The sequence below is a fragment of the Stutzerimonas stutzeri KOS6 genome (genome assembly GCF_000307775.2).
Taxonomy (GTDB): domain Bacteria; phylum Pseudomonadota; class Gammaproteobacteria; order Pseudomonadales; family Pseudomonadaceae; genus Stutzerimonas; species Stutzerimonas stutzeri_B.
Genome location: NZ_KK020677.1, coordinates 373,786 through 390,721 on the forward strand (window position 1 = coordinate 373,786; position 16,936 = coordinate 390,721).

Sequence of the window (16,936 nt, forward strand, 5' to 3'; positions counted from 1 at the left end):
GCTCGGGCCTGTCGGGTTTCGCTATGCTGCTTGCCTCTGCGATCAGGCGTCCAGCAGGGCCAGCGTGTCGAGGGCGATCTGGCGTTCCTCGTTGGTCGGCACCACCATGATGCGCGGGCTGCCTTCGCTCTGGATCTCGCCAGCGACACCGCGGGTGCAGCGGGCATTGGCTTCGGCATCGACCTTGAAGCCGAACAGCTTGAGGTGATCCAGGGTCCGCTCACGCACGGCAGAGGAGTTTTCGCCGATGCCGCCGGTGAACACCAGGCCGTCCAGCTGCGGCAATGCGCAGGACATGGCGGCCAGGGACTTGGCCAGGCGGTAGCAGAACACCTCGAAGGCCAGCATGGCGCCCGGATGGCCGGCCTGGCGGGCTTCGGCCAGGGTGCGCATGTCGTTGGACAGGCCGGACAGGCCCTTCAGGCCGCTTTCCTTGTTGAGCATGTTGTCGATCTTGGGCAGATCCCAGCCCAGGGTCTTGTTCAGGAAGTTGTGCAGGCTCGGGTCGACATCGCCGCTGCGGGTGCCCATCACCAGGCCTTCGAGTGGGGTCAGGCCCATGCTGGTATCACGGCTTTCGCCATTGACCACGGCACAGGTCGAGCAGCCGTTGCCCAGGTGGGCGACCAGCCAGCTGCTGTTTTCCACCGCTACGCCGGCCAGCTCGGCCGCGCGCTTGCTGACATAGCGATGGCTGGTGCCATGGAAGCCATAGCGACGCACGCCGTGCTCCTTGTAGAGCACGTCCGGCACGGCGTAACGGTAGGCATGCTCGGGCATGGTCTGGTGGAAGGCGGTGTCGAATACGCCGACCTGTGGCAGATCCGGGAACAGATTGATGGCGGCATGGATGCCGCTGAGGTTGGCCGGGTTGTGCAGCGGCGCCAGTTGGATGTTGGCTTCGATGCCGGCCAGCGTCTCATCGTTGAGCAGCGAGGAGGCGAAGAACTTTTCACCGCCATGTACAACGCGGTGGCCGATGCCGTGCAGGTGACCGCCGGCGGCGTCTTCCACCCGCGGCAGGATCTGGGCGAGAGCAGCCTGATGGTCGGCGTTCGGCACCTTGACGCTTTCCTTGCCAGCGGCGCTCTCGAAGTGGATGACGGCCTCCGGGCTGCCGATGCATTCGGCCAGGCCTTGTAGCGGGAAGGTCGCTTGCGCTTCGTTGACCAGGGCGAACTTGATCGACGAGCTGCCACAGTTAATCACCAGGATGTTACGAGCCGACATCGGTGCTCCTTGGTTCTCTAATGTTATTGAAATGGTTGCCAAAGATATTTTTCGCCGATTCTTGCACATCGGCTTCGAAAGCGATGCCATCCAAAGGTTGTAGTCCGGTGTTCGAAGGCACTACAACGGCATCCATGACGACGGGTGGCACTGGTCCGTTCATCCAAGGCCGGTTCGCATTCGGCGCGGTGGATGGTTAAACTTCGACATCCATTCTCTCAAGCGAAGGTTCTGTCCCATGCTGATTGCCGCTAACAAGGCTGTCTCCATCGACTACACACTCACCAACGACGCCGGTGAGGTGATCGACAGCTCGTCCGGCGGCGCACCGCTGGTCTACCTGCACGGTGCAGGCAACATCATTCCCGGTCTGGAAAAGGCGCTCGAGGGCAAGCAGGGCGGTGACCACATCCAGGTCGCCATCGAGCCTCAGGATGCCTATGGCGAGTACAGCGCCGAGCTGGTTGCCACGCTGAATCGCGCCATGTTCGAAGGCGTCGACGAGCTGGAAGTGGGCATGCAGTTCCACGCTTCCGGTCCGGACGGCGGCATGCAGATCGTCACCATCCGTGACGTCGAGGGCGACGATGTGATCGTCGACGGCAATCATCCGCTGGCCGGTCAGCGCCTGAATTTCGACGTCAAGGTCGTCAGCGTGCGTGATGCCAGCGAAGAGGAAGTGGCTCATGGCCACGTCCATGGCGAAGGTGGTCACCACCACTGATCAGGTCCGCCGCACAGGCGTTCGCATGCACGGTGGCAGACCTGTCTGCCGTGCCGATCGAAAGAAAAGCGCTCCGGTTGCCTGCCGGGGCGTTTTTTTGTCAGGAGAGATGACATGAGCGCATTCCACCAATTGGTGTTGCCGGGGCTGGGCGGCGAGCAATTGCCATTGGCGCAGTTCGGCGATCAGATCACGCTGGTGGTCAATGTCGCCTCGCAATGCGGGCTGACGCCACAATACGCCGGCCTCGAACGGCTGCACCAGCAATACGGTCCCCGCGGGTTCAGCGTGCTGGGCATACCGTGCAACCAGTTCGCTGCGCAGGAACCGGGAAGCGATGAGGAGATTCGTTCGTTCTGCACGCTCAACTACGGCGTCAGTTTCCCCTTGAGCGGCAAGCTCGAGGTGAACGGCCCGCAGCGCCATCCGCTGTATCGTTTGCTGGCAGGCGAAGGTGCCGATTTTCCGGGTGACATCACCTGGAACTTCGAAAAATTCCTGGTGGGCAAGGATGGCCGCGTGCTGGCCCGCTTCTCGCCCCGTACCGCGCCGGACGACGCCGCGTTGCTCCAGGCGATCGAAGGCGCCCTGGCCTGATCCCGTTCGCGGCCGCATGCGCGGTCGCGTCTCCTTCTTCTGCGTTGCGCGCTGCGCCATGGTCGCCGTGGTTGCGCCTGGATAAGCGCGATGGATGATGCTGTGCCGGCGAGACGACCGGTCATATCCTCGGCGCATGAGCACTCCAGCACGCAACGACAAGCGCGACCTGATCCTTTCCAGAGGCGCCCAGGTGATGACCCGCCGTGGCTATCACGGCACGGGCGTGCAAGAGATCGTCCAGGCGGCCGGCATTCCCAAGGGTTCGTTCTATCACTACTTCGCCAGCAAGGAAGAATTCGCCCTGCAGGCCCTGGATTACATCTATGTCCCGCGCCTGCAGCGCTATCAGGCCGCACTCAGCAACGGCGCGGTCGCGCCACGCCAGCGCATTCTCGGCTACTACGCGGAGCTCGTCGCTCACTTCGCGCGAAAGGAGACGCCCGAGTATCACTGTTTCATCGGCAGCCTGAGCTTCGAAATGGCCGAGTTGTGTCCGCCCATTGCGCGGCGGCTCAGCGAGATCCTCGCCCGCTCGGTCGAGCTGCTGGCGTACTGCCTGGAGCAGGCGCGCAGCGCGGGAGAGATCGCTCCGGACTGCGATTGTCCGGCAACCGCGGAGTTCATCAGTGATGCCTGGGAAGGCGCACTCCTGCGTATGAAAGTGAGCGGTAGCGTCGCGCCGCTGCAGGTATTTCTTCAACAGATCGGGCGCCTGCTGGCGCCGGTTGCAGTCCATTCGCCGGGCCGCGAGCGCCCGGCTGCCTTGCCCAAACAATTAGGAGACGATCGATGACCGCTAGCGTACAAGCCCTGTTTGAGCCCTTCGAGCTGGGCGCCCTTCGTTTGCCGACCCGTGTGGTCATGGCACCGATGACCCGTTCGTTCTCGCCCAATGGCGTGCCCACCGCCGACGTGGTCGAGTACTACCGCCGTCGTGCCGCGTCCGGGGTCGGGCTGATCATCACCGAGGGCACCACGGTCGGCCACACCGCCGCGAATGGCTATCCGCAGGTGCCGCGCTTCTACGGTGAAGATGCGCTGGCTGGCTGGAAGGCCGTGGTCGATGCTGTGCATGCGGCCGGCGGCAAGATCGTCCCGCAGCTCTGGCACGTGGGCAATGTGCGCCGCAAGGGCACCGAGCCGGAGCCGGAGGTGCCCGGTTATGGCCCGATGGAAAAGCAGAAGGACGGGCAGGTCGTCGTTCATGGCATGACCACGCAGGACATTCAGGACGTGATCGAAGCGTTCGCCCAGGCTGCACGCGATGCGCAGGCGATCGGCATGGATGGCGTGGAAATCCATGGCGCCCACGGCTACCTGATCGACCAGTTCTTCTGGGAAGGCAGCAACCAGCGCACCGACGAGTACGGCGGCAGCCTGGCCAACCGCTCGCGCTTCGCCATCGAACTGGTGCAGGCCGTGCGCGCGGCGGTTGGGCCTGACTTCCCGATCATCTTCCGCTTCTCGCAGTGGAAGCAGCAGGACTACACCGCGCGGCTGGTGCAATCGCCCGAAGCGCTTGGCGAATTCCTGGCGCCTCTGTCGGCTGCCGGGGTGGACATCTTCCACTGCTCGACCCGCCGCTTCTGGGAGCCGGAATTCGAGGGCTCGGACCTGAACCTGGCCGGTTGGACCCGTCAGCTGACCGGCAAGCCGACCATCACCGTCGGCAGCGTCGGCCTGGATGGCGAATTCCTGCAGTTCATGGTCAAGACCGACAAGGTCGCGCAGCCGGCCAACATCGAAGGGCTGCTGGAGCGCTTGAACAAGCAGGAATTCGATCTGGTGGCGGTGGGGCGTGCGCTGATCTGCGATCCGGATTGGGCGGTGAAGGTACGTGAGGGGCGGATGGAAGATATCCTGCCGTTCAGTCGCGAGGCGTTGAAGACGCTGGCGTAATGCTCATGTCCGGCAACGATGCATGCGCCAGCCAAGGCTCATCTTCGTTGCCGATCGAGCTGCCGATTCGGCCCGCCTTCCCGTACCCAGAACAACGTAGCCCCCGCCACCGCCGCCGGCATGATCAACAGGTTCAGCACCGGCACCAGCAACGCTGCATAGGTCACCGCGCCGAAGCTCAGGCTCTGCCAGCGGCGCTGGCGCAGCCAGCTCATCATGTCCGACCAGCTCAGCTTGTTGTTGTCCGCCGGGTAGTCGATGTATTGAACCGCCATCATCCACACGCCGAACAACAGCCATAACGGCGCGGCCGCAAGATTCAGCACGGGGATGAATGAAAGCACCAGCAATGCCAGCGCGCGAGGTGCGAAGTAGGCCAGTTTGCGTAGCTCGCGGCCAATCGTGCGCGGCAGCATGGCCAGCAGTTCGGCCCAACTGAAAGGCGGCGCGGCATCTTCACCGCGTACCACCACCTCGACCTTTTCCGCCAGAAAACCGTTGAACGGTGCGGCGATGATGTTGGCCAGCATGGTGAAGCTGAAGAACACCATCAGCACCACCAGCGCGACGAACAGCGGCCAGAGCACATACTCGAGAAACGCCAGCCAGCCCGGCAGGCTGGGCATGAAGGTGTCGACCCAGCTGTCGAACTGATCGATGGCAATCCAGATCAGTCCGAAGAACAGCAGCACGTTGACCGTCAGCGGCAAAATCACGAACAGCCGCAGGCCGGGGCTGAGCACCAGGCGCAGGCCTTCGCGCAGATAGTGCGGGCCGGAGAGGGCGGATACGGGCATTGGCGTCTCCTGAGTCGATGCGGGTCGGATCGGATCGGGCAAAGAGGAATAGTCCATCCCTATGGGCGGGATGAAAAAGCTGAATTGTCCGCGGGTTCGGCAGAGGGGTAAGGTGGCACTCAACGGTTTCGGGTCATCCACTCCTACAGCCTTCCCCAAGTGCCTGGGATGACCCTTTTTACTCCTCGCGAGCCGGACATTTCCGGCTCGCTCTCGCCGTATGCCGGGGGGCGTTACTTGCGCCTGATCGGCTGGCTGTCGAAGCGAACGCCAGGCAGCCCGGTATCCATCAGGGCGCGGATGTTGCGGTGATCGCTGCCGTTCGGATTGGCCAGTACCGCTTTGTAGTGCTCACCGAACGCAAGCAGGGCCTCTTCGCTGCTGAAACCTTCCAGCTGCGCCAGCCCAAGGGTCTTGCACGACCCTTCGTTTTCACCAGCGGCGTTTTCCAGCGTGCCGTTGACGAAGCGACTCGGCTGGTAGTCGTAAGCGCTCTCGATGAAGGCGAGGGTATCGCTGAACGCGTGGTCATGATTGCGCAGGCTTGCGCGAAAGCTCTTCAGGTCGTTCATTCTTTTTGTGCCTTGTCGAAAGCGGCCTGTTGCTCGGCGCTCGCTTCCTTCTGATAGCGTTTCTTCCATTCGCTGTACGGCATGCCGTACACCTCTTCCCGGGCCTGGTCGATGCTGACCTCGACTTCTAGGTCGTCCGCCGCGGCCTTGTACCATTTGGACAGGCAGTTGCGGCAGAAGCCGGCCAGGTTCATCAGTTCGATGTTCTGCACATCGGGACGGGTGCGCAGGTGCTGGACCAGGCGGCGGAAGGCGGCGGCTTCCAGTTCGGTGCGTTCTTGTTCGTTCATATCTCGGGTCTCGGCATTGGCTGAGGTCGGCCGGATCATAACCTTGCGCCGTTGAGCGAGCCAGCCTTGGCAGTCGTCAATCCCGGTGTGCGGCGAGGGTGATCGAGACGGATTCGGCGAAGCGCAGGGCATGGGGCTTGTCGACCTCGACCTCGGCATAGCGCACCTGCGGGTAGCGCATGACCAGGTCGAGTATCTCCTGGGTCAGCCGTTCGAGCAGGGCGAAGCGGTTGTCTTCGACGTGCTGGATGATCGCCTTGGTGATGGTGCGGTAGTTAAGCGCCTGTTCGATGTCGTTCTCGCGCACCGCCTCCGCGGCCGGGTAGAGCATCGTCAGGTTGATCAATACGTCCTGGCGGTTGAGGATTTCCTCTTCCTTGATGCCGATGTAGGTGCGCAGCCGCAGGTCCTTGACGCGGATGCGCGCCATTGCGGGTTCCAGTCGGGGCATGTCGTCTCCTCGGTCTTCAGATCAGATGGCGACCGCCGTTCACGGTCAGTGTGGTGCCGGTGACGTAGGGATTGTCGAGCAGGTAGCGCAGGCTCTGGTAGATCACCTCGGCGCCGGGCTCGATACCCAGCGCGGATTTGGCCAGCGCCTTGCGACGGTATTGCGGATCATCGTCCGGGTTGAACTGGATCAGCGCCGGCGCGATGCCGTTGACCTTGATTGCCGGGGCCAGGCTGGCGGCGAAGGATAGCGTCAGGTTGTCCAGGCCGGCCTTGCTGGCGGCGTAGGCGATGTGCTTCCTGCTGCCCTTGCGGGTGACGTCATCGCCAATGTGCACGATATCGGCCGGCCCGCCGTGGCGCAGCAGGTCGGCACAGTGCAGGTTGATCAGATAGGGCGCGAGCATATGCACCTGGAACAGCTGGCGGAACGCCTCGGCCTCCTGGCCGGGTGTATCCGGGCGCCATTCGGAGGCGTTGTGGACTATTGCCCGCAGCCCGTCGGTCTGCTCCCTGAGCGCCGCGATGAAACCGGTGATGCCGGCTTCGTCGCTGAAGTCCGCGTGCAGCGCCGTGGCACCACGGGAACGCAAACGCTCGATGCCTTCGCGTTCGCGACGATAGGTGACGATGACCTGGAAACCGTCCTCCAGCAGTCGTTCGGCGCAATGCAGCCCGATCCGCTGACTGGCTCCGGTGATGAGAATCGGGGCCTGATGCATGAAAGTCCACTGCCGGATATGGATGGGCCGCCTGCCATTGCAGGCGGCTGCCAGAGGCGTTGCAGCTTACACCAGATCGGCGGGCAGCTCAGGCTGCAAATCAGGATGCAGCCGCTGGTGCTGGCGGTAGAGGAAGGATCGAATGCGTTCGGCATCCTTTTGCCGGGCGAACTCGACTTCGTATGCCGCCCGGCCGCCGCTCAACTCGCGAACACGATGGGCATCGATCTCCAGCGGTGTGTCGTCCGGCAGCGCCAGGCGCAAATGGAAGTGCTTGGGTGGCTTGCGATGTTTGCCGGCCTCCACCAGCAGGCCGTGCGGAGACAGTTCGTGCACGCTGAGTGCGCTCTGGCCGCCATCGTTTTCCAGCAGGGCGAGCGGCTCATCCAGATGCAGGCGCCAGGCCCGGGTCGTCGGCCCGCGCTCGTAGATCACCGGCGGTGCCAGTTGCAGGTCCAGGCTGTGCAGCTCGTCTTCCTGCAGCTGTAGCGGAAACGACATGCAGAAGTCCCCGAACTCTGCCCGCAGCGATAGCTCCGCGCGAGCGGCCAGTTGCATCAGCAGCTCGTTGGAACTGGCACCGCCGTCGATCCGAAAGCCCGTTGCGCGCTCAGTGCTGCCGCCGCCGTTGCGCTGCATGAGCGTGCGGATGAAGGTCAGTTCGTCGTTGTTGAGTATCGTCTCGTCCGCCATGCGGATAACCTCGGAGGGGCGATGCCTCTCCCTGAGCGTCGCTGCGGATTCGCGTGGCGCAGCGGCTTGACGGCTGCGGTGGGGCAGTCGCAGCTCTGACCATGGGCGGTCTTCCTAGTTCCGCTTCGCGGGCGGTTCCGGACCGCAGGGGAGCGCCATCCGCGCCGGTTGCCGCGTCGGTCCGGTGATTGCGGCATAATGCGCGGCTCGATTCGTCTCGGAGCTGCACATGAAAGTCGCCATCCTTTCCGCAAGCGTCTACGGCACCGCCGAAGAGGTCGCTCGCCATGCCGAACGCCAGCTCAAGGCCGCCGGCTTCGACGCCTGGCACGACCCCCGCGCGCAACTGCCACAGATTCTCGAATTCGCGCCCGACGCGTTGCTGGTCGTGACCTCCACCACAGGCATGGGTGAGTTGCCGGACAGCTTCATCCCGCTGTATTCGACCATCCGCGACCAGTTTCCGGCTTGGAGCGGTCTGCCTGGCGGCGTCATCGCACTTGGCGATGCCAGCTATGGCGAGACCTTCTGTGGTGGCGGTGAGCTGATTCGCGAGCTCTACACCGAACTGGGCGTGCGTGAGGTGCAGGACATGCTGCGTCTCGACGCCAGCGAGACGGTTACCCCGGAAGCCGACGCCGAGCCCTGGCTCGAGGCCTTCGCCGCCGCCCTGCGTGGCTGATCCTGGCTCGTCGGGTCAGCGGCCTGGCTGCGGCGGCAACTGCCGAGTAGTCCGCGTCTGGCTAGAATCGATGGCACCTTCACGACAATAACAAGAGGTGCCTTCGATGACTGCGCTGCACACCCTGCCTTCTCTTCAGTCCCAGGTCAGTTCCGCCGAATGGCAGGCGCGGGTCGATCTCGCCGCCTGCTATCGGCTGGTCGCGTTGCACGGCTGGGATGACCTGATCTTTACCCATATCTCGGCGAAGATTCCTGACACCGAACACTTCCTGATCAACCCGTACGGCCTGATGTTCCACGAGATCACCGCGTCGAGCCTGGTCAAGGTCGACCTGGCCGGCAACAAGCTGATGGACACTCCTTACGAGATCAACCCCGCCGGCTACACCATCCACAGCGCCGTGCACGAGGTGCGCCACGACGTGGCCTGCGTCATGCACACCCATACCGCGGCCGGGGTTGCGGTTTCGGCTCAGCGCCCGGGCCTGCTGCCCATCAGTCAGCAGTCGCTGTTCGTGCTGGCGAGCCTTTCGACCCATGGTTACGAAGGCGTGGCGCTGAACCACGACGAGAAGGCGCGGCTGCAGGCCGATCTTGGCGACACCGGCTTCATGCTGCTGCACAACCACGGGTTGCTGACCTGCGGCGGCAGCATTGCCGATACCTTTCTGATGATGTTCATCTTCCAGCGCGCCTGCGAAATCCAGGTCATGGCGCAATCCGGTGGCAGCGAACTGATCGCGATCCCGGAGCAGATCCTGGCCGGAGCCAAGGCCATGGCCGCGGGGGTCACCCGTACCCGCACGGGCATGGGTGGTGCACTGGCCTGGCCGGCCCTCTTGCGCAAGCTGGATGTGCAAAGCCCCGGCTACGATGCCTGAGGCAGTAGCGCCTCAGGCCGTTCTAGCGAATTGCTGGAGCGCTGGATAGAAGTCGCGGAAGTCCTGGAGCAGCGGTTCGTACAGCTGCTCCAGCTCGGCCAGCCCACCGGCCAGGCCATCCGCTCGGCTCAGGCGCCGGCTCATGTTCGCCAGCACCCGTTCCAGCACATCGAACTCGCGGTAGCTGCCCAGCCAATCGTGCGCCGCCATGTGCGGCGCGATCACTGCGAGCTTGCCTGGCAGCTCGGGTTCGGCAGCCAGCACGCCGTAGACGCGCTGGGTAAAGCGCGCGAGGGGCTCGGTCGAATAGTCCGCCCAGTTGGCCGCCAGGCAGTGATCGAAGAACAGGTCGATCAGGATGCCGGCGTAGCGGCGCCGTTCGCTGGGGAAGCGGCTTTTGGCCTGCAGGACCAGCGGATGACTGTCGGTGAAGGCGTCGATCTGGCGATGCAGGCGGATGCCGGCTTCGATCTCGGCAGGCCAACGGCCCTGCAGCGGACCCTTGACGAAGTCTCCGTAGAGGCTGCCGAGCATGTCGGCCGGGTTGGGGCCGCCCAGATGAAGGTGTGCGAGATAGTTCATGGACGAAGCTTACCGCAGCGTCGCTATCCGTGGAGGCTATGCGGCCTCTCTCGTGGCGTCCTGCACCGGCGCAAACAGCACCTGCTCGATCGCCTGTTGCGCTTGCTCTGCGACGGCTTTGCGGCTGAGTGAGGTGACGGAAATGGGTGCCAGCAGATGGATTTCCACTTGCGCCACGTCATCGGCCAGCAGCCTGCGCAGATGTGCAGACAGTTCGTCGTCGCCGATGAAGGGAGTGATGCTGTCGCGCTTGCCGTTGCGCAGATAGCGGATGGCGACGGGTTGAACGGCGCAGTCGGCGGCTATCGCGCAGGCAAACAGTCGGGGGTGGAAGGTTCGCACGCTGCTGCCGTCGGTCGAGGTGCCCTCGGGAAAGATCAGCAGATGGCGTCCCTGGCTGAGGTGGCTGGCCAGTTGCTGGTTGATCTGCGCTGCATCGCCAGCACCGCGACGGATGAACAGCGTGCCGGCCTGGCGAGCCAGCCAGCCAAGCACGGGCCAGGCGGAGACTTCGGCCTTGGCGAGAAACGACAGTGGCCGCAGCATTCCCAGCAGTGTAATGTCGCACCAGGACACATGATTGGCGACCCACAGCATCGGCTGCGCTGGCGGCTCGCCAATGACTCGCACACGATAGGGCAGCGCGCCTGCCAGGCGAACCATGAACCAGCGGCTCAGTCGCTGTCTGCGTTGCAGCGACGCCCGTATTGCACAGCGTTCGCCGAGTCCCAGCGCAGCCGCCAGCAGCAATCCCAGCAGGATCACCGCGCCAATGCGCAGCAGGCGCCAGCAAAGGCGCAACCGCGCCATCTATACCGCAGCCTTGAAATGACGGGCGTAGCGCGGGCAGAGCTCCTCGCGTTTGAGCAGGATGAATACGTCGGCGACCTGGAATTCCGGATCCCAGCAGGGCTCGCCACAGATCTTCGCGCCAAGGCGCATGTAGGCCTTGAGCAGCGGTGGCAGCTGCGCCGTTACGTTATCCGCGAGCTCCAGCTCGGGAAGCGGCGTGCGCGGCTCGGCATGCAGCAGCTCCGTGCTCAGGTGACTGTCGCGCAGTCGCTGCATGATGGCGCGGGCCTGAATCCCACCGTCGCGCATCGGGATGCTGGCGCAGCCCATCAGGTAGCGATAGCCGCCCTGGTTGAGTACCTCGGCCAGTTCGCTCCACAGCACCGCGATGGTCGCCCCGTTGCGATAGGCCGGTGCAACGCAGGTGCGGCCGATTTCCAGCACCGGCTCGTTGATCTGCGCCAGGCCGTGCAGGGCGAACTCGCCTTCGCTGTAGAAGCGTCCAAGCTGCTTTGCGGTGAGGTGGTCGAGCAACCGGGTAGTGGCGACCAGCTCGCCGGTCGCCAGATCGCGCACGCCGATATGCCGGCAATGGATGTCGAAGTCGTCCATGTCCAGGCCGAACTCGGCGCCGTGCAGCTGGGCATCGAATTCGTTGCTGAATACCCGGTAGCGCAAGGCCTGGGCTTCGCGTAGGGCCGCTGCGCCGTGCAGGCGTTCGGCTCGGAGTTGACGCGTGCTGCGTGGGTCGACGATGGCTTTCATGCTCTGGCTCCTTGTCCGCCTGGGCAACAGGTTGGCAAATGCAGCGCGAGCGTCTGATTGTTATCGTTGGGCTCGGCTGGTCTGGCTGGATCAGGCTAGGAGCGCGGCATGTCGCCGCTGTGACGAACAGATGATGCTTGGATGACTGTCGCTGCAGTCGCGCGGCGTCCACTTGGAGGAGGCAAGCATGTCGTGGGAGCGATGGATCGGATCGCTGCAGCCGCTCGCTACGGCGTCGGGGCCGGGCGAGTGGTATCGGGAAGTGCGCGTCGCTGCCGGCGATGCGGACAGCTTCGGCCAGGCGATATACGGCGGCCGACTGGCAGCCACGCCGGGGCTGGCGTTTCTCGGCGGGTACCAGGCCGCATTGCGCGCGCTCTGGCCGGCTGCACCGGCGGGGCTGGGCGCGCTCTGCACGACGGAACGGCGCAAGGTGCGGCCTGCCGACATGGCGACGCGCTGCGATGAAGGTCGACTGAGTGGCTGCAAGGATTTCGTCACGGCTGGCGCTGCGGTGCAGTGGCTGCTGGTGTCGGCGCGGGAGGAGGGCGCGGGGGAGCGGCCCCGGCTCGGTCTGTTTGTCGTCGCGGCCGACGCCTCCGGCGTGACGGTCGATAGCGGACCGCTCCTGCCGATCATTCCGGACATAGCGCATGGCCGTCTGCGCCTGGAACGGGCAGTCGGCGAGCGGTTGCCGGGCGATGGCTGGGGCGATCACGTCAGGCCGTTTCGCACCCATGAAGACCTCCACGTAATGGCAGCGCTCGGCGCCTGGCTTTACGGCGTGGCCCTGCACGACCGTTGGCCAGCTAGTCTGCTGCTGCGCCTGGCAGGATTGCTGGGCGGGGCGGCGGAGGCTGCCCGCATGGCGCCGGACGACGCTGCCGGCCATCTGCTGCTGGCGGGGCTGCTCGAGCAGTTCGCTGCGTTGCAGCCAGAGATCGAAAGCGCGCTGGGCGCCCGGGGTGTGCTCTGGCAACGCGATCGAGCCGTCGTGACGCTCGCCCGCGAAGCCCAGGCACGCCGCCTGGAGCTGGCCGCTGCAGCGCTTGGAGTGACGCTCGGCTAGGGGCTGTTGGCGTTTCATTCACAGCAACACGGCTTGCGCTGAAACGCCAACAAGCCCTGGAGTCCGACCGCCCATGCCTGTCGCCAGGGAACTTGAGTCGCCGAAGCCTGGCCTATAGGAAGTCGCACCCGGCTGCGGTCGGGCTGACCTGGCGCGCCGCTGGCGGTGCACCTGCCTTGTCTTGCCGCTCGGGCTGGCTAAGCTAGCGCACGGCACATGCCGCTTATCGGTAACGGGTGTGGCAGTCCGTGCCTCGGGACGCCGACCGAATAAAGGGAAGTCATGTCATTTCGTTGTTCGTCTGATTCGTCGCTTCGTTGGGCGCTGAGCGTTTCCGTGCCGGGTGCTGCCACATGATGCTGGCGGGCGCGGTATTTCCCTGGCGCAGCGATAACCGCTTCCGCCTCCTGATAGACGGGCCGCAGTTCTTTCCGCCCATGCTGGAAGCGATCGAACGCGCCGAGCGGCGTGTCGATCTGGAGCTGTATCTGGTAGAGGACGGGTATTGTCTCGAACGGCTGTTGGAGCCTCTGCTGCGGGCCGCGGCACGCGGCGTTCGGGTGCGCTGTCTGTTCGATGGCTTCGGCTGCCTGAAGATGGGGCGGGCCAGCCGCGACCGCATGACCGAGGCCGGTATCGAGTTGCGCCTGTACAACCCGCTTTCGTGGCGCCTCAAGTTCCGCAACCTGCACCGTGACCATCGCAAGTTGCTGCTGGTCGACGGCAGTCTCGGCTACGTCGGTGGCACCGGGGTTACCGACGAGTTCTGGAATCCGCGCAAGCCAGGGGTTCACTGGCACGAGGTAATGGTCGAGATGGCCGGCCCGCTGCTGCAGGACTGGCAGGAACTGTTCGACAGCCAGTGGGTGTATTGCCTGAAGCGGCGAATCTGGCAGCTGCCCCTGCCAACCGGCGCGCCGCGCATTCCGGTGTTGCCTGATGGCTCGGGGCTGGGACGGGTCGCCTATGCGGCGGCCCGCCAGCACCGCGACATCCTGCTCAGCCTGTTGCGCAACCTGCGGCGCGCACAGACGCGCATCTGGCTGGCCACGCCGTATTTCCTGCCTACCGGCAAGGTGCGGCGGGCACTGATCCAGGCGGCCCGTCGCGGTGTCGATGTGCGCCTGCTGCTGACCAGCCGCAACACCGACAATCCACCCGTACGCTATGCAGGGCAGCGCTTCTACCCGCGCCTGCTGCGTGCCGGCGTGCGAATCCACGAATATCAGCCACACTTCTCCCACTTGAAGATGGTGTTGGTGGATGACTGGGTCAGTGTCGGCTCATGCAATTTCGACCACTGGAACCTGCGCTGGAATCAGGAGGCCAATCTCGAGGCGATCGATGCCGCGTTGAGCGCGCAGGTCCGACAGAGTTTCGAGCGCGACTTCCAGGACAGTATCGAAATCGACATGCAGAGCTGGTACGCCAGGCCCTTGCATCAGCGCCTGTACCAGCGCATGTGGGGCTGGATGGACCGGCTGCTGGTGAATATCTTCAATCGTGGTGGCTGAGGCTGCCGCGTATCGGAGCGATGCTTCAGACGCGTAAGGAGGATTATCCAAATGGCGGCAAAGAATATTCTGATGCTGGTGGGCGATTACGCCGAGGATTACGAGACGATGGTGCCGTTCCAGGCATTGCAGATGGTCGGTCATCGTGTACATGCGGTGTGCCCGGACAAGAAGGTCGGGGATATCGTGCGTACGGCGATTCACGACTTCGAGGGCGACCAGACCTACAGCGAGAAGCCAGGCCACAACTTCGCACTCAACTTCGACTTCGCGGCGGTGCGCGCCGAAGACTACGACGCGCTGGTGATCCCCGGTGGACGGGCGCCAGAATACCTGCGGCTGAACGAGCAGGTTCTGGCCCTCGTCCGCGCCTTCGACGAGGCGAAGAAGCCGATCGCCGCCGTTTGTCACGGAGCCCAGCTGCTCGCTGCGGCCGGTGTGCTGAAGGGGCGTTCGTGCAGTGCCTATCCGGCCTGTGCGCCGGAGGTGAGGCTGGCTGGTGGTGATTACGTGGAAATCCCCGTGGATCAGGCGCACACAGAAGGTAATCTGGTCAGCGCCCCGGCCTGGCCTGCGCACCCAGCCTGGCTGGCGGGCTTTCTCAAGCTGCTCGGCACCGAGATAAAGCTGTAGGATGCGCCCCCCATTCGCGCGTCCCGGCTGGCTCGGGACGCGCAACGTTTCATTATCAGCGCAGCGCAGGCTGCCCCATGGAGAGCGCTGTCCTTGACTACCCCGAATGATCCGTTGCACGGCGTTACGCTCGAAAAAGTGCTCGGCGAACTGCAGGCCCATTATGGCTGGGAGGGCCTGGCCCAGCGGGTCGACATTCGCTGCTTCAGGAGCGATCCGAGCATCAAGTCCAGTCTGACCTTCCTGCGCCGGACGCCTTGGGCGAGGCAGAAGGTGGAGGCCCTGTTCGTGCAGTTGCGTCGCCGCGGCTGAGCTTGGCAGGCCGCCAGAATGCACAAAGCCCGGCGCAAGGCCGGGCTTTGTGCATTCTGGGGGTCGCGATTACTGCACCTCGACCGCCAGGCTGTCGGCAATCTTCTGTTGCCAGATCGCCGGCCCGGTGATGTGCACCGACTCGCCATTGGTATCGACCGCAACGGTGACCGGCATGTCCTTCACTTCGAACTCGTAGATCGCTTCCATGCCCAGTTCGGCAAAGGCCAGTACCTTGGACTTCTTGATCGCCTGGGCGACCAGATAAGCTGCACCGCCGACTGCCATCAGGTAGACGGCCTTGTTGTCCTTGATCGCGTCGATGGCGATCGGGCCACGCTCGGACTTGCCGATCATGCCCAAGAGGCCCGTGCTTTCCAGGATCTGACGGGTGAACTTGTCCATCCGCGTCGCGGTGGTCGGGCCAGCCGGGCCAACCACTTCGTCACCGACCGGATCGACCGGGCCGACGTAGTAGATGAAGCGGCCCTTGAGGTCCACCGGCAGTTCTTCACCCTTGTTCAGCATGTCGACCATGCGCTTGTGCGCGGCGTCGCGGCCGGTGAGCATCTTGCCGTTGAGCAGGACGGTTTCGCCCGGCTTCCAGCTCTGCACCTCTTCCGGCGTGATGCTGTCGAGGTTGACGCGACGGGCACTCGGGCCGGCTTCCCAGACGATCTCCGGGTAGGCGTCCAGCGGCGGCGGGGTGAGCTCGGCAGGGCCGGAGCCGTCGAGCACGAAGTGCGCGTGACGGGTGGCGGCGCAGTTGGGGATCATGCACACCGGCAGCGAAGCGGCGTGGGTCGGGTAGTCCATGATCTTGACGTCGAGCACGGTGGTCAGGCCGCCGAGGCCCTGGGCACCGATACCCAGCTGGTTGACCTTGTCGAACAGCTCCAGGCGCAGTTCCTCGATGCGGTTCTGCGGGCCACGGGCCTTGAGCTCGTGGATGTCGATGGACTCCATCAACACTTCCTTGGCCATCACCGCGGCCTTCTCGGCGGTGCCGCCGATGCCGATGCCGAGCATGCCCGGCGGGCACCAGCCGGCGCCCATGGTCGGCACGGTCTTGAGTACCCAGTCGACGATGGAGTCGGACGGGTTGAGCATGGCCATCTTCGACTTGTTCTCGGAGCCGCCGCCCTTGGCCGCGACATCCACTTCCACCTTGTCACCCGGAACGATGGAGTAGTGGATGACCGCAGGAGTGTTGTCCTTGGTGTTTTTGCGGGAACCTGCCGGGTCGGCGAGGATCGAAGCCCGCAGGACATTTTCCGGCAGGTTGTAGGCGCGGCGCACGCCCTCGTTGATCATGTCGTCCAGGCTCATGGTGGCGCCATCCCAGCGCACGTCCATGCCGACCTTGACGAAAACGGTGACGATGCCGGTGTCTTGGCAGATCGGGCGATGGCCGGTGGCGCACATGCGCGAGTTGATCAGGATCTGCGCCATGGAGTCGCGGGCAGCTGGGGATTCTTCACGCAGGTAGGCTTCGTGCATCGCCTGAATGAAGTCCACGGGATGGTAGTAAGAAATGAACTGCAAAGCATCAGCGACGCTTTGAATCAGGTCGTCTTGCTTGATCACGGTCATGCAGCGCGTCCTCATGGCGGGGGCGGGAATTGGCGCGTCGAGCATGGCAGTCGGCGTGCCGCGGTAAAAAAGGGCGCGGCAGTATAACGCGTCAGGCGGCGCGGTACACGGATGGACCAGAGGCGATGGGAATG

At 64.2% G+C, this 16,936-nt stretch carries 21 protein-coding genes; 10 read left to right on the plus strand and 11 right to left on the minus strand.

Annotation, left to right across the window (positions count from 1 at the left end; genetic code table 11):
- Positions 1-42: 42 nt before the first annotated feature.
- Positions 43-1,230, minus strand: a complete 1,188-nt coding sequence (locus tag B597_RS42145) for an acetate kinase (protein ID WP_003293709.1) — start codon at positions 1,228-1,230, stop codon at positions 43-45.
- 238 nt (positions 1,231-1,468) lie between these two features.
- Here B597_RS42145 and B597_RS42150 point away from each other — a divergent pair, with 238 nt between their 5' ends.
- The 4 genes from B597_RS42150 (at position 1,469) to B597_RS42165 (ending at position 4,453) form a co-directional block, all read left to right on the plus strand.
- Positions 1,469-1,954: an FKBP-type peptidyl-prolyl cis-trans isomerase gene (locus tag B597_RS42150; protein WP_003293708.1), complete on the plus strand. Its 486-nt coding sequence runs from the start codon at positions 1,469-1,471 to the stop codon at positions 1,952-1,954.
- 114 nt (positions 1,955-2,068) lie between these two features.
- The gene (locus B597_RS42155) at positions 2,069-2,551 is read left to right on the plus strand and encodes a glutathione peroxidase (protein WP_003293706.1); all 483 of its coding nucleotides are present in this window, start codon (positions 2,069-2,071) and stop codon (positions 2,549-2,551) included.
- A gap of 136 nt (positions 2,552-2,687) precedes the next feature.
- Positions 2,688-3,347, plus strand: coding sequence for a TetR/AcrR family transcriptional regulator (locus tag B597_RS42160; RefSeq protein ID WP_003293704.1), 660 nt, complete (start codon positions 2,688-2,690; stop codon positions 3,345-3,347).
- On the plus strand, positions 3,344-4,453 hold the full coding sequence (locus B597_RS42165; protein WP_003293703.1) for an NADH:flavin oxidoreductase: 1,110 nt from the start codon (positions 3,344-3,346) through the stop codon (positions 4,451-4,453). The genes B597_RS42160 and B597_RS42165 overlap by 4 nt, the downstream gene beginning before the upstream one ends.
- A gap of 38 nt (positions 4,454-4,491) precedes the next feature.
- Here the strand turns inward: B597_RS42165 and cysZ are convergent, their stop codons facing one another.
- The 6 genes from cysZ to B597_RS42195 form a co-directional block, all read right to left on the minus strand.
- Complete coding sequence (cysZ, locus tag B597_RS42170; protein ID WP_003293702.1) at positions 4,492-5,250, minus strand: sulfate transporter CysZ; 759 nt, start codon at positions 5,248-5,250, stop codon at positions 4,492-4,494.
- A 233-nt stretch (positions 5,251-5,483) separates the two neighbouring features.
- Entirely contained in the window at positions 5,484-5,822 is a 339-nt protein-coding gene (locus B597_RS42175) for a HopJ type III effector protein (protein ID WP_003293701.1), read from the minus strand.
- On the minus strand, positions 5,819-6,112 hold the full coding sequence (locus B597_RS42180) for a DUF1244 domain-containing protein (RefSeq protein ID WP_003293700.1): 294 nt from the start codon (positions 6,110-6,112) through the stop codon (positions 5,819-5,821). The genes B597_RS42175 and B597_RS42180 overlap by 4 nt, the downstream gene beginning before the upstream one ends.
- Before the next feature lie 76 nt (positions 6,113-6,188).
- Entirely contained in the window at positions 6,189-6,563 is a 375-nt protein-coding gene (gene folX / locus B597_RS42185) for a dihydroneopterin triphosphate 2'-epimerase (RefSeq protein ID WP_003285881.1), read from the minus strand.
- Positions 6,564-6,579: 16 nt separating this feature from the next.
- Positions 6,580-7,284: a dihydromonapterin reductase gene (gene folM, locus B597_RS42190; RefSeq protein WP_003293699.1), complete on the minus strand. Its 705-nt coding sequence runs from the start codon at positions 7,282-7,284 to the stop codon at positions 6,580-6,582.
- Between the two features lie 66 nt (positions 7,285-7,350).
- Positions 7,351-7,977 (minus strand): hypothetical protein, encoded by a 627-nt coding sequence (locus tag B597_RS42195; RefSeq protein ID WP_003293697.1) that lies wholly within the window; start codon positions 7,975-7,977, stop codon positions 7,351-7,353.
- 229 nt (positions 7,978-8,206) lie between these two features.
- On the opposite strand from B597_RS42195, the gene B597_RS42200 reads away from it, so the two are divergent.
- The gene (locus B597_RS42200; protein ID WP_024162418.1) at positions 8,207-8,659 is read left to right on the plus strand and encodes a flavodoxin; all 453 of its coding nucleotides are present in this window, start codon (positions 8,207-8,209) and stop codon (positions 8,657-8,659) included.
- Positions 8,660-8,765: 106 nt separating this feature from the next.
- Positions 8,766-9,542: a class II aldolase/adducin family protein gene (locus B597_RS42205; RefSeq protein WP_003293695.1), complete on the plus strand. Its 777-nt coding sequence runs from the start codon at positions 8,766-8,768 to the stop codon at positions 9,540-9,542.
- A 12-nt stretch (positions 9,543-9,554) separates the two neighbouring features.
- Here B597_RS42205 and B597_RS42210 read toward each other — a convergent pair whose 3' ends face one another.
- The 3 genes from B597_RS42210 to olsB are packed head-to-tail and all read right to left on the minus strand — an operon-like array spanning position 9,555 to position 11,681.
- The gene (locus B597_RS42210; RefSeq protein WP_003293694.1) at positions 9,555-10,124 is read right to left on the minus strand and encodes an acyl carrier protein phosphodiesterase; all 570 of its coding nucleotides are present in this window, start codon (positions 10,122-10,124) and stop codon (positions 9,555-9,557) included.
- Between the two features lie 36 nt (positions 10,125-10,160).
- Entirely contained in the window at positions 10,161-10,934 is a 774-nt protein-coding gene (locus B597_RS42215) for a lysophospholipid acyltransferase family protein (RefSeq protein ID WP_003293692.1), read from the minus strand.
- Positions 10,935-11,681, minus strand: a complete 747-nt coding sequence (olsB, locus tag B597_RS42220; RefSeq protein WP_003293690.1) for an L-ornithine N(alpha)-acyltransferase — start codon at positions 11,679-11,681, stop codon at positions 10,935-10,937.
- A gap of 187 nt (positions 11,682-11,868) precedes the next feature.
- On the opposite strand from olsB, the gene B597_RS42225 reads away from it, so the two are divergent.
- The 4 genes from B597_RS42225 (at position 11,869) to B597_RS42240 (ending at position 15,209) form a co-directional block, all read left to right on the plus strand.
- Positions 11,869-12,750: an acyl-CoA dehydrogenase middle domain-containing protein gene (locus B597_RS42225; protein WP_003293689.1), complete on the plus strand. Its 882-nt coding sequence runs from the start codon at positions 11,869-11,871 to the stop codon at positions 12,748-12,750.
- Positions 12,751-13,106: 356 nt separating this feature from the next.
- Complete coding sequence (locus tag B597_RS42230; RefSeq protein WP_031323718.1) at positions 13,107-14,264, plus strand: phospholipase D-like domain-containing protein; 1,158 nt, start codon at positions 13,107-13,109, stop codon at positions 14,262-14,264.
- A gap of 51 nt (positions 14,265-14,315) precedes the next feature.
- Positions 14,316-14,897, plus strand: coding sequence for a DJ-1/PfpI family protein (locus B597_RS42235; protein WP_003293686.1), 582 nt, complete (start codon positions 14,316-14,318; stop codon positions 14,895-14,897).
- A gap of 93 nt (positions 14,898-14,990) precedes the next feature.
- On the plus strand, positions 14,991-15,209 hold the full coding sequence (locus B597_RS42240) for a VF530 family protein (protein WP_003293684.1): 219 nt from the start codon (positions 14,991-14,993) through the stop codon (positions 15,207-15,209).
- 69 nt (positions 15,210-15,278) lie between these two features.
- Here the strand turns inward: B597_RS42240 and B597_RS42245 are convergent, their stop codons facing one another.
- Positions 15,279-16,802, minus strand: a complete 1,524-nt coding sequence (locus B597_RS42245; RefSeq protein WP_024162420.1) for a fumarate hydratase — start codon at positions 16,800-16,802, stop codon at positions 15,279-15,281.
- Positions 16,803-16,936 lie beyond the last annotated feature (134 nt).